We start from the raw sequence: 13,331 nt of genomic DNA on the forward strand, positions 1-13,331 counted from the left end.
TGCGTGCTGCGCATCGACAGTCACTTTGTTCTGGCGCAGTTGGATACCGTCCTTGAGCAAACTGGGGGAAGAGTCTCTGAGATTGGATTTACACCCAGGCAATATCAGAATCAGGCTCAACATTAGCAGTGACGTTTTTTTCATGAACACTCCATGTACACTATTAAAAAATACTTGCCGCCAGACAAGGGTATCTCAGGAGCAGACCAAATCACCCGTTTCCTTTTGCACCTAACCAGCAGCAGTGAGAAGCCACTCCTTTTTTCATTTACACTTTACCCAACAATCTTGATAGCCATCCTTTTTTTGGTTCTACCTGAGATATGCAAGAGCTAGAGTCACTTGGATGCATCAGGTCGCCTGGGTATTGTTCATGGCCTAGGCATTGAGTGTCATCTAAACCGAATGCCTTAACCGCAGCTACCGCCTCAAAACACCAACGCCCGAAGTAACTCCCCATTTCTAACGGATTTTTTTTTGAATCACCAAATACATACCACCAAAGTTGATTTTCACCTCGGCGATTCAATTCCGGATACCAGTGCTCGACAAACTCTAACAGCAAACCGGCCTGCTCCATCTTCGGAGCGTCAATAGCTTTTAGTAGTCGAGCATAAGGTTTAGCATGTAAAAGACCAGACCCAATAGCTCGCCCTGACTGACGGCTAGAAATTATACGATCAAGTAACTGGTCCTGCCCTCCCTCACCGACCAAGCTCACCAAACGCAGCCACAGCTCGTCCGAAATCTCCAGCACCAAAGCCAACCCCACCAACCAGAAACACCAGTTGTAATGATTAAGGTCAGACAGGTCAAAAATCCAGTCTCGGCAACTCTCTAAATTTTGCTCAGCGCAAATCTTTTCCGATAACTGATTGGACAACTCCCAAGCGTCAAGCAAATTTGGAAAATACTGAGCCAGACTATCGACCCCAGCCCCCCGAGAGTAACCACTGATCATAAAACGTAAATTATCTTTGGCATATTGAAAAGCAAACTGAGGTGCGTAAACCGGATTTGCAGACGGTTCACTCATTATTTTATTCACCCTAGCAATCCATTCTAGGTCCTTGTTGTGTCGAACGCTCCAGTATTGTGAATCCCCTATCGGAGCACGAATCATGGCTTACCTCCCGAAAAAACCATTGATGGTAGTATCTTAGATGTATCCACTGCCTTCGCTTTACCAAGCGAATCAAGCACTTCAATTTCCGTGGCGCCATCGGGACGCGTTCTCACAACCCAGGTTTCAGTCCTATTTGTACTGATAGATGCAAAAATGTCTCGACTTTGATCAAGACCGACAGAGCGTTCGAGACGATCGCCACCAGTGATCCAGTTTTCAGAGCCTTGTTTTCCATCCAATGTGCTGCCAAGACCAGAGCTGCCAGATTTCTTGTCATCACCTACAAATTTATACTCTACAATTACATAATCCACACCCGAGCGATTGACTTTATACAGATCATCAATCCCAGTTTCTCCGACACCTGGAATACGTGCCAGTTTCTCACCATCGGGAATCACTTTCTGAACCGTATCAGCTCCAAACAAATCCCCCATCACCCCCTTTTGCTCGTTCGTCAGCTGCTTCAAATCCAGCATTGGCCTTCCATCTAAACCATACATACCACCACTTCTGATTAGCGCTTGTTCGGCCGTATCGTCGAGTATCCCGCCCAGCCTCGCCCCAACAGCCTCGGCCACCTCACCAGTCAACTTGGTTCCGGCTATCGCAACTTCACCACCTTTCAAGCTCAATCCAATGCCAATACCGGTCGAGGTAGCAATAGCTTCATTTCCCCTGAAGACATCTACCCCACCTCCCTGCATGATATGCAAGGTATCTAGATACCCTTTGAGTCGAAGCTCCTCAGGCAAGCTCTGAACGGCATCATACGCTGCCAAAATGTCCTGACCTGCGCAACTCGGACAATTAGCTGCACTCATCGCCCAAAGCGCAGCTTTGGAACCAGAGCTAGCCATTCCCTCCATAGCCGCAGCAAATCCTTCCGCGCTGCCTTGGCCCTTCGCGTTGAGCACCTCAGCCTGATACTGGGGATCATGTTGATACTTATAAGGATCCACCAGCCCGATATGGTCCACCAGTGCCTTTACTGAATCCCGGTCCTTGAACAGCTCTTTAAGGCCAAGCTTTTCATTGTTATAGTCCGCCAGGCTCACCTGGAAAAGCCCCGTATTTTGTGTCTGTGAAAGCTCCAAACGCAGGAAGCTGGCAGCCTCTACTGTATTCCCTTCACCCACACTCAACACGCTGTTCCAACCCCGGTCTACCAATGCCGCAGCGGTTCGTAAAAGCTGAGTACGAGCCTCATCAACGGAAATGCCCTGCTGTTCGGCATAACGCTTTACCCGATCATCGTCAGAGGCAAATTTTATTTCATCCGGGTGTAGTTGTCGGTTATTAGTATCTACTCGTGAACCACTATTTCCACCAACAACTATTCCGCTTAGTCCCCCACCGCTCCCTGCAACCCCTCCCAATCCCGTCGAGATCAAGGTAGCCAAAGTATTCTGCTCCTTGTCTTTGATTCCACTTTTACCCAAGGCATCAGCAATAGCCGGCATCAAAGCCGCCGAGGTGCCGGCCCCCAAAGCGCCACTCGCGACACTGCCACTCGACAGCCCCATCGCTGCGCCTGCCAATGCATGCAACAGCACCCGAGCAGCACCGCCTTCAGCCCAGGCGGCTCTAGTCGCGTCGTCTTTTGCAGTGCGTTTCTGCGCATCCGCAAAATCGCCGATTTTATTGAAGGTATCCGCCGCCGTGGTATTGGCCACGATACCCACCGCCGTCGCCCCGCCCGCACCGCCCAACCCCGCAGCGAGCAAGCCCGTGGCGATATCGGCCATGATTCGCTTGTCGCCACCAATATTCCAACTGGCCGCATCTGCCGCAGCCGCCTTCGCAGCTGCATTCGTGGCCGCTAGCTGCGCATCCGACATGACCCCTTTCGACTCTTCCGCCTCTTTTGCCAGTTTATTCGCGGCATCCGACTTGGCTTTGGCAACCGCGTTTACGATGCCGGTGGACAATTGCACAGTGCTTTGAATAAGGTCGATGCGCTCCTGCATCGCCTTCTGATCTGGCTTGTCCAACTTTTGATTGGCGTTCGCGGTATCACGGTTAAGCCCGACCAGATCATTCGCACCCTCAGCACTACGCACGACTATCGTGCCTTCGCTGACAGCACTGCGAGTTTTGCTGTGATCCGAGTCACTGAGCGACAGCGGAACGCTGCCCCCCACCGTCGACCCGGAGTTGCCGCCGTAGGACAACGACATGCCAGCCGACTGACTCTTGATATCGCTGGTGTTCTTGATGTCGCTGACAATCAACCGATTCGTATCGAGCAGGTTCTTGTCCGCAGACGCCTCACTGGCAATCACCGCGCCTTGCAGCGTGGTCTTGTCACCCACATGAATGTTGTAACCACCCGCTCCCGCGAACAGCCCGCTCTGATCCGTCACGGCCTTGTAGTTACTGTTCATGTTGCCCGCCGCCAAGCTGGCGGAAGCCGTCACCATCGAGCCGTAGCAGAACGGTGGAATACAAATACTCGCACCGAAGCCGGCACTGCCCTGCTCGCTCTTCTGGGTCTCGCTGTCCTGACGCGAGGTGATACTGAGATTGCCGCCGATATCCGCCTTGATGCTCTGCGCCCGGACCTGCGCGCCAGCCAGGGTGGTGTCCTGTCCACTGCGCAGGACCAGCGAGCCGGTATCCAGGGTACTGTTGACCTGGGTTACCGAACCGCCAGTGCCCATGCTCTTGGCGATGGACGCCCCCAGGTCGAGGGTGAAACCATTCTGCTCACCGATATTGAAACTGGCACCGATCGCGGTTTTGTCGTTATTGCTGTCGTTGGCCCAGTTCGCGGTGTCCTGCGCGCTTTCCAGGGTGATGTTGTTCTTCGCCAGCAACAGCGTATCGGCCGCTTTCATGCCACTGCCGATGATATGAATATCGCCTGCCGTCCCCGGCACGCTGCCATCGGCGATGATCGTCAGGGTTTTACCGGCCGTGAGCGAACTTTGCTTGGCCGTCTGGCTGTCATACTCGCTGGTGCTGGTGGTGTGGGTGCTCGCCAGCTCGGTGCCTATCTTGATCAACGAACCATTGCTGTTAGCACTGCCCGTCTTGTTGGAATAGCCCGATCGACCATCGTAGGCATCCGACGATGCCCCTCCCAGGTTGTAACCCGCCAACGCCGCCTGCGCCCACTTCACCGCCTTGAGTCGAGGATCGTCCGCGCTGTTCGCGGCTTGTATCGCGCTGCGAATGGTGTTGTAGCTATCAACCACCGTGCCGCCCAGCACGCGCCCCACCGCCAGGCTGCGGCTCTCGTCGGTGCTGCTCTGACTCGCGCTTTCCATACCGGCGGCGATGGTCACGTTGGCACCGGTCAGGCTCATGCTCTGGGTACTGACCAGGTCACTGGCGGTCACGCCAAGCGCACGACCGGCGCTGAGCGACACATTGCCGGCACTGGAACCGAGGGTGCTGCCGGTCAAGGTGGTTTCCGAGGACTGGCCGGTATGGTTCTGGCTGCTGATGGACAGGTGCTGATTGCCGGTCATGTCATCGAGGCCCAGCTTGTTCCCCGTCAGCACGCCGGTGAAGTCGTGGTTCTTTTCCTTGTGCAGTTCGTTGCGGGTGAAGGTGTTTTGCGCCGCATCGATCTGCAGGTCACGCCCCGCGCTCACCGAGAGGTCCGCCGTGCTCACCAGCGACGAGCCGCGCACCAGGCCATCCTGTCCGGCGCGGACGTCGACACTGTTGCCGGAGACCAGGCTGCCGACCGCCGTGGTCCGGCTTTCGCTGACCTTGTCGGTCACTTTACTGGCCTTGAATCCACCCAGGCTGCGGCTGTTGCTGTCTTTGTCGTGGCGCGTCTGCGTGCTGTCGACAGCGGCGACAATCGAAAGATCGTTACCCGCCAGAAGCTGAGCCGCACCTTTCTCCGCGATCACTTCGCTGCCCTGAACCACCAGGTTGCGTCCAGCCTGGACCGCCAGTTGCTGCGCATCGAGGTGCGAGCCCTGGGCGGTGGTTTCAGTGACGGAGTCGCGGGTGGTCGTGGTTTTGCTGGAAAGGAAGCCATTGCTGCCTTTGACCTTGTGCGCTTCGTCGGCGCTGCGCATGTTCTCGCCGGCCGTCAGGTTGACGTCCCGCACAGCCTGGGCAATCACGGTACCGGCGGTGCTGCTGAGGCTGGCGGCACGCGCATTGATGTCGTTGCCGGCGCGCAGACCCAGGTCACCCTGGGTCTGCAGGCTGCTGCCACTCTCGTTGCGGCTCGCTTCGGTGCGCCAGTTGTCCGCGTTCCAGTGGTTGCTCTGGTCGCGGCTCTCGATGACCGTTGTCAGGTTCAGGTCACGACCGGCGGACAGACTGGTGACGCCCGCGCTGCCGCTATTGACCACTTGCGCGCCCTGCAGGTTGATATCACGTCCGGCGGTGGCCATCAGGTTGGCCGCCGGATCGGAAACGAACAGGCCGGCGACCCGCGAAAGATTGGTCTGGCTACCCTGCGCGCTGTGGGTGGTGAGCGTGCTGGACTGCACATTCAGATCACGCCCGGCGCTGACCATCAGGCTCTTGTCGGCGGCAATCCGGCCACCGAGGTTGTTCAGGTCCTGCGTCGCGTCAAGGCTGACGGCGCTGCCTTGAATACGCCCTTCCAGGTTATTGAGCGTGTCCGCCTTGATCGAGACCACTTGCCGTCCCGACAAGCTCGCGCTGTTGACCAGATTGCCCGTCACGTTCAGGTTCAGTTGCTGCCCGGCCATCAAGCCGCCCGCGCCGTTGATGTCGCCGTCACGGACCCGCACATAGACCTGCGGCACCAGCACACTGCGGACTTCGCCATTGGCCAGGGTGACATCCTTGGCCACCAGCCAGACGATATCGCTGGTCAACTGGGCCATTTGTTGCGCGGTCAGGGCGACACCGGGAATCAGCTTCCAGTTATTCGCGTAGGTGACGGCGTTGTCGATCAGGCCGCGATACTGCGCTTCGTCACTGGCATAACCGTCGACAAAACGGCGACCGGTCAGTTGCGCCACCTGCTCGCGAATCAATTTCTGCTCATAGAAACCATCACCCATGCGTTGCTGGGTCGCCGCCGGGTCCAGGTTCAGCCGGCCGAGCATGTAGTCCGAGGACAGCCACTGGCCATAGTTGGTGAAGCGCGGATCGGTTTCGATCAGATAACGAGAGGTGCTGCCGGGCATCGAACGAAACAGCGCGTTGTCCGGCAAGGCGCTGTTCACCCCGCCGGTGAGAATACGCTCAGCTACGCCACCGACATTGTTGGTGGCGTTGGCCAATACTTCGCTGATCGGCGTGAGGCTTGGCGCTTGGATCGTGCGGCTGGACACCTCGGTAGCGCCCAGCGCCCCAAGGTTCAGGCTTGCAACCTGGGGGCCACTGCCTTGAGGCGCGGTGTTCTGTTCATAGACCGTCGGCTGCAAGGAAATAGCCTGCACGCTGGGCGCCGGGTTGTAGGCGGTAGAGTCGATCCCCTGGCGGTCGCGGCCTTTGCGCTGGATGCGATAGAAGTGTTCGAGTGCGCCGCTGTCCGTGGTGACCTGCTGTCCGGCGACCTCGGTGTTGGTCAGGCTGTTGGCGTTGGTTTGCAACACGCCACCGGCGATGATCCGGCTCTTGTCGTTGAGGACCTGGCCGGCGTTGATCGTCAGATTGGCGCCGGCGAGTATCTGCCCGGGATCGGAACTGGCAATCTGGGTTTGGGTCACGACGCGGGTCAGGTCGTAGCGGTTCCAGTCGTCATTACTGCCTTCGGGGGTCACCAGAATGTCGACTTCGTTGTTATAGGTCGAAATCTGATTCGGATCGTAGCGATTGACCGAGCCCGTCAGTTGATACTGTTGCAGCGCCTGGCGCGAGACCTCGACTTCACGTGTCGAGAAGTGTTCGTTGGTGTTGCGCACCGAGGCTGCGTTCAACGTCAGGGCACCGAGGGCCTCGATGGTCGCACTCGCGTTATTGAGTTCGAGGGCCTGACCGGTCGCATGGTAGGCGCTATCCAGCGCCCCGCCGATGGCCATGTCACCGGTGCTGAAGATCAGGCCATGTTCGCTGTTGTTCAGGTATTGCGCACCGATATCCAGGCTCACACGAGCGGCGATCACCGCCGCCGTACCGTTTTCGACGGTATTGGTCAATGTGCCCGCCGCCAGCGCCAGCTGGTCACCGTAGATTCGTCCGGTGCCCAGGTTGCTCAAGGTCGGCGCGCTCAGCCGAGTGTACTGGCCGTCGATCAGGCCGCGGTTGACCAGCGACTCGCTGGCACTCAGTTGTACCTGCAAGGCGCTGATCTCAGCGGCGGCTGCGTTATCGATTTGCCGGGCCGACAGCGTCAGCAGGTTACCCGCCTGCAAGCTGCCCTGGTTACTCAGTCCCCCCGTGGTGGCCAGGGTCAGATTGCCGTTGGCCTGCAGCAGGCCGGTATTGAGGTAATCGCCATTGAGGGTGAAGGACAGATCACCCAGGCTCAAGGCCCGACCGTTGCCGGTATAGCTGGCGCTGTTGAGCGTCAACGAGCGCCCCGCGACCAAGGTGCCGCCCTGGTTGCTCACGCTTTGGGTTTTAGCCGCCAGGTTACGGTCGGTCAGCAGAAACTGGGTACCGGCCGAGATCTTCCCGGACTGGTTGTCCAGCACGCCGCTGCCGGTCACGGTCAAGGCCTGATCGGCAATGATCGAGCCGACCTGGTTGCCCAACTGATCGGCGTTGAGGCTGATGGTGCGCCCTTCAATGCCTTGATCCAGGCCCTGGGTGCCGGCGTTGTCGATCTGCCCCGCGGTCAACAACAGATCGGCACCGGTGCGAATCAGGCCGCTGCTGTTATCGAGCTTGCCATCGATAGTGAACTTGAGGTTACCCAGTGCTTCGATGCGCCCGCCGTGATTGTCGAGGCTGGTTGCCGCGATTGTCGCATCGGTACCGCTCTGGAGTTGCCCAGCGCCGCCATTGCCGATGCTCCCCGCCGTGATGTCCAGGGCCTGCCCGGCACCGACGAAACCAGCGGTGTTGAGCAACTGGCCCGAGACCAGCGCGATCGATTGCAGCGCCTGAAGGTGACCGTTACTGTTGTCCAGCAAACCGTCCGTGGCCGTCAGTGTCAGGTTCGACTTCACCGAACCGATACTGCCCTGGTAGTTGCTCAGCGAGGCGGCAGTGATTTTCAGTGCGCCCTGGCTGGCGATCACACCTTGGCTGTTATCCAGTGCCCCCTGCAAATCGATGCTCGCGAGTGACAGGCCGCTCTGCAGGATTTCGCCTTTCACGTTGGACAACTGAGCGGCCTTGATCCCTACTTGAGCCGCACTGACTGTGGCGCCATCGGTGCGCAATACCTTCGCTGCGGTGGCGGTCAGCGTGCCCTTCGCGGACACGCGGGCCCGGCTGACGTCGATATCGCCCTGCCCGCTGGTGAGTGTCAGTTGGGCGGCGGAGGTCTGGCTGTCACTCAGGTCGACGGCCGCCGCCTGAGCCTGCAGGCTTTCAGCGGCGATATTCTGCCCCTTGGCGCTGAGCTGGCCCGAAGCTTCCAGGGTCAATGAGCCGGTCTGGCCCAGCTTGCCACTGCTGTCGATCCCGGCAGCCAGGGTCGAACCACTGGTGCTGCGCAGGTTCACGGCCGTCACCCGGGTATTGCCCTGGGCGGCGACGATACCGCTGTTGTCGATATCGGCCGTGGTCTTGAGCGTCAGATCGCCCTTGGCGTACAGCGTGCCACTGTTCTGGACTCCGCTACCTGTCTCGACCTGCGTCGAACCGGCGCTGCTGATCTGTCCGCTGTTTTCCAGACGTCCATCGGCACGGATCACCACCTCGCCGGCACTGGCGCCGATCTGCCCGGCATTGCGCACCCCGACACCGGCGCCATTGCCCACCAGGACGATCTTGCCCGCATACATGCCGCCCAGTTGCGCGACATCGATGCCGACCACGGGTACAGCCGCAGTGCTGTTGTCGGCGGCGGTCTTGCCGGCCTGGATACTCAAGTCCTTGGCCCAGATACCGGCATTGACCTCGACGGTGCGCGCGATGATTTCGGTGTAGTCGCTGTCGCGGGTATCCATCCCGGCACCGTTGATGGAGACCTTGCCGCCGGTGACCTGATAGCCGCGCAACTCGCCGTTCTCGAGCTGCGCCTTGCCGGTGGTGAGGGTCGCGCGATTGGCGTTGATGAATCCACAGCCGTCACAACTGATCCCGGATGGGTTGGCGATCACCACCTGAGCCCGGGAGCCGGCCACTTCGACATAACCGTTGAGCTGGCTCGGATTGCTCGAGTTGACCTCGTTGAGGATCACCCGCGCCGTGCCCCTGCCCAGCGCCGGGTTGCCATCCACCCAACCGCCAAGCTGGGTCTGACTGTTGGTCGCCGAGTTATTGAGGATCACACCACGCCGATCGACATCGAACTGTTGATAGGTATTGCGCGACACACCGCCCGCGCTGGGCGCGGTGATATTGACCTGGGTGACGCCGTTCCCGGTCACCCCGATGCCCGGCTGCTGCGCGGCAGGTGCGCCGGGGTCGGCGACCACCGCCGCCTGGGCCGACGAGGCGTCCAGCAGGATCAGGCCGAGCGCCGCCATCAAGGCAAAACGCAGGGGTGTCAGTCGTACCACGCAGCCGACGCCAGGCGCTGCGCCTGCCACATGACCGCCAGCTGATTTCGAGCCACTGCTCACATTTTCGGCCACCACCATCAACAGGCCGCGCGCCTTGTTGAAAATGATCCGATACAGATGCTTGTTAATGTTCCAATTCCTTTTGAGCTGCGCCAATCCGTAGAGGCGCCAGATATCAAGATAAAAAGCTGCGGGTTGTGAGACCTAAGGCAGCGGGTGGGTGGCGAACCAGGCACGCGCTTCGGCAGGCAGGACACCGATGCCCTGCCAAGTCTTGATACTCAAGCCACGCTCATCGCCCCGATGCCCCAGGTGACGGCCGAAGCGTTGCGCCCAGAGACGGCTGTGCAGCAATTTCGATAGCTGCCTGGTATGCCCGAAAGGCGCGACCCAGTCGCTGATCCAAAGACGTTCGCCACTGTTCCAGTCGGCCTCCGGCATGCACACCGGCGGGTTGTGCAGATAGCGCTGTTCGGCCTCGGCACTGAGGTTCATCCACGCCATATAGAACACCGGCCTGCCTTGCTCGCTGGCGAGCATGAACTGGCGCTGCTTGATCGCCGGCAGCAGCAGCGCCGACAAGCTATGCAACGGCGCATCGCGATGGGCCGCCGAGTGCATCCACAGCCAGACGGCGGAGCCGAGCACGCTCGCTTCGTTCCAGGGTTCGTCGAACAGTTGGGGTGCAAGGATTTCAAGACTGCCAAAACGCATATCTGCCTCCGTCAAAATGACCAGCTGAGATTGAAGCCAGCAGTCACATCGGCCGTCTCAAAGTTCTTGGGTTTCATAAGTGGTTGGCCAAGGAACAGGTCGTAGGACACCTGCTTGTAGCCACCGCGCATACCGACCACCGCACCGGCGAGTCGATTCCCGGACAGGTACTGGGCGGAGTGTCCGCCGACCTCGCCATAATCGACGCCGAGATAGAGTTCCTGGCTGTTCTGGAAGACAAACCAGCCCAGGTCATTGCGCAAGGTCCAGCCCCGTTCGGCGGAGAGGATCTGTTCGCCATCGAACCCGCGGACGCTGTAGCGCCCCCCGATGGAGAAGCGATCCTGGGCCACCAGCGGCGAGCGGTTCCATTGGCTACGCCAGGCGCCGATATAGCGAAATTGCTGTGTCCCGATACGGAATGGGCTTTGCAGTTGAGCGCTGGCGCTGATGATCTTCGACCGTGAAGTCCCCTCGTCGAGGTCTTCTTCCGGTGCGCGCAAGGCATGGAACGCCCCGGTACCGCGTCGATAGCTCAAGCCCAGATCCAGGGTGTTGCTGCCAATGAACTCGCGATGATCCAGCCCCATCTGCCACCCGGCCATGCGCCGGCGCTGCACTTCAATTTCGGTGTCATCGATGTAATTGCTGGAAGTCCGCGTCCAGCCACTGACCCAGGCCGACGTCTTGCGCACGGCGTCACGGTAGAGCAGTCGAGAAAGTTTCAGTTCGTTGTTGTTACTGTGACCCTGATAGTCATAACTCTGATTGTTCCCGGCCACGGTCTGGTGATAGTCGTACTCGCTGGAGGTCAGCCCCAGTTGCCAGTAGTCGTACGGCAGCGAGTAGTACAGGGTGTGCCCTTCGGAACCGCGATCACCACTTTTGCCACCGCCCAGGTTGTGGCTGAAACTGGCATAGAACAGGTCATTGAGACTCAGCGGATTGTCCAGCGACAACGCGACGTTGCCCTGATACCTGCCGGTGTCCTTGCTGCCCGAGTCGTCCATCGACAGGCTCACGCGCGCAATGGAAGCTTGCTTCCAGAGGATCACCACATCGCTTTCACCCGGTTTGGCGTCGGTGTCGGTTGCCGGCGTGATCTGCACGTCGGCCTCGGCCGTGGGCACCCGTTTGAAGTTCTCCAGCGCCTGTTCAATATCCCGCAGGTTCAGCAGCTCACCGGGTTGGGCGGGCATGGCGTTCCACAGTGTCGCCCGCGACGGGGTGCCGTCGGCAAACCGGATATGTTTGATGCGTCCCGGAATCAGTACCAGGGAAAGCGTCCCCTGGCTCAGGTCCTGAGGCGCGGCCAGCACCCGCGTGGTGACGAAGCCCCGCGCAATGATCAGGTTCTGTATGCGCTTCATGGTCAGGTTGATGCCCGCGGCACCCAGGCAACGACCTAGTGCGGGATCAGACGCCGGGTTGGCGGCACGCAGGGCCCACTGGAAAGCCGCCGAATCCTCGCCTTCGAGCACAATATGGCGAATGGTGAAGCAGGGCGCTTCATGGGCCGGCAGCAGGCCCTGGCCATCATCGGCGGAAGCCTTGAGGCGTACGTCAGGGGAGGAGTCGAGCTGCTCACGCAGGACCCGTTCGCGCTCTTGCTGGCGCAGCAACGGTTGTTCCGGTGCCACCGGCTCGGCCGCCATGGCCGTGAGGCTGGCGGACAGGCTGATGATTGCGAAGGGGTAGAACGAATGTTGCAAAACTGACCGACCGGTCACGCAGGCACGCAACCGGGCACACAAACGAGGCTTGAAAAACACAACACATCCCTGAGAATAAAACTTCCTGCAACGCGCCGTTAATCAGCGCCTTGTCGAACAGCTGTAATGAAAAACCGACAAACCAGAAACAATTAGATACATCAACTCAGAAAAGTTCCGCGCCCCAGAGAAACAAAAGAACCGGCGTCGACAAACCAGCACAAGCCAAAATCCACCCGTGGCGTCGCAAAGCCCTCCTTCGCCCCTTAGAATGTCCGCATCCGGTTCAGTTCAAGGACAGTGTCGATGTCGAGTTCCTCCCGTGTGCGCACCTATGGCATGCAGCAACGCAGCGACCGCCCGGACTTCTATATCCGTGACAAACAGGCGCGCCCGGCCATCGTCACCCCGCACCGACATGACTACTTCCAGATCCAGATCAACCTGGGCGGCGACACCGTGCAGCACATCGGCGGCGCTATCCGGCCTTATCCGCGCCAGGCCCTGGCGTTTATCCTGCCCCATCGCCTGCACCTGATCCCGCACCCGGAAGACGGCAATTTTGTCCTGATCAACTTTTCCCAGGCGTTTTTCCTGCCGCACCTGCATTGCGACCCGCTGGACCTGGAGGACCTCTCCATCCATGACCTGCCGCAGCTGTCACCGTTCCAGCATCAGGAGCACCTGGATTTTATCCTCGCCGACCATGACTTCGCCGAAGTCCTGCTCCTGCTGGAAAAGATGCGCGAGCTGGATCAGGGTCGCGATCTTGGCACCCGCCAGGCGCTCAAGGGCTGCCTGCTGCAACTGACCGGCAAGATCTGCAGCCTGTATGCAGACGAGTTGCAGGCCCTGTCGGCGAACAAGGCGGCACGACGCGGCCGACGGGATGCACTGGCGCGGGTCTCGAGTTATCTGCGCGAGCATATCGCCGACCCGGCGCTGAACCTCAAGGACACCGCCGAGGCGGCCTTTCTGTCGCCCAACTACCTGACCCACTTGCTGCGCAAGGAAACCGGCAGCACCTTCTCGGAGCTGGTCCTGGAACGCCGCATGCGCCTGGCGCGCACGCACCTGCTCAACAGCGAAAAGCCGGTGAGCCAGATTGCGCAACTGTGTGGTTTTGCCGACGAGGCCTACTTTTCACGCCGTTTCAAGGCCACCCAGGGCCTGCCACCGGGGCAGTTTCGGCGCCGGCGGCAAGAATCCTGA

5 protein-coding genes are annotated in these 13,331 nt (G+C 59.4%); 1 reads left to right on the plus strand and 4 read right to left on the minus strand.

Annotated features, from left to right (window positions below; all coding sequences use genetic code 11):
• Positions 1-268: 268 nt before the first annotated feature.
• The 4 genes from M5C01_RS31480 to M5C01_RS31495 form a co-directional block, all read right to left on the minus strand.
• A complete protein-coding gene (locus tag M5C01_RS31480) occupies positions 269-1,123 on the minus strand; it encodes a PoNe immunity protein domain-containing protein (protein WP_152742251.1) in 855 nt (284 codons plus the stop codon).
• On the minus strand, positions 1,120-9,690 hold the full coding sequence (locus tag M5C01_RS31485; protein WP_248764454.1) for a hemagglutinin repeat-containing protein: 8,571 nt from the start codon (positions 9,688-9,690) through the stop codon (positions 1,120-1,122). The genes M5C01_RS31480 and M5C01_RS31485 overlap by 4 nt, the downstream gene beginning before the upstream one ends.
• A 207-nt stretch (positions 9,691-9,897) precedes the next feature.
• Positions 9,898-10,407 (minus strand): toxin-activating lysine-acyltransferase, encoded by a 510-nt coding sequence (locus tag M5C01_RS31490; RefSeq protein ID WP_152742253.1) that lies wholly within the window; start codon positions 10,405-10,407, stop codon positions 9,898-9,900.
• Between the two features lie 11 nt (positions 10,408-10,418).
• Positions 10,419-12,119 (minus strand): ShlB/FhaC/HecB family hemolysin secretion/activation protein, encoded by a 1,701-nt coding sequence (locus M5C01_RS31495; protein WP_248764455.1) that lies wholly within the window; start codon positions 12,117-12,119, stop codon positions 10,419-10,421.
• A 306-nt stretch (positions 12,120-12,425) separates the two neighbouring features.
• On the opposite strand from M5C01_RS31495, the gene M5C01_RS31500 reads away from it, so the two are divergent.
• Positions 12,426-13,331, plus strand: coding sequence for an AraC family transcriptional regulator (locus M5C01_RS31500; RefSeq protein ID WP_152742254.1), 906 nt, complete (start codon positions 12,426-12,428; stop codon positions 13,329-13,331).

It is taken from the genome of Pseudomonas sp. MWU12-2319 (assembly GCF_023242525.1).
GTDB classification, from domain to species: domain Bacteria; phylum Pseudomonadota; class Gammaproteobacteria; order Pseudomonadales; family Pseudomonadaceae; genus Aquipseudomonas; species Aquipseudomonas gingeri_D.

What these genes read in the sequence shown, in the direction of transcription:
- M5C01_RS31480 (WP_152742251.1), bottom strand. Translation starts at nt 1,123, where the DNA reads ATGATTCGTGCTCCGATAGGGGATTCACAATACTGGAGCGTTCGACAC.
- M5C01_RS31490 (WP_152742253.1), bottom strand. Translation starts at nt 10,407, where the DNA reads ATGCGTTTTGGCAGTCTTGAAATCCTTGCACCCCAACTGTTCGACGAA.
- M5C01_RS31500 (WP_152742254.1), top strand. Translation starts at nt 12,426, where the DNA reads ATGTCGAGTTCCTCCCGTGTGCGCACCTATGGCATGCAGCAACGCAGC.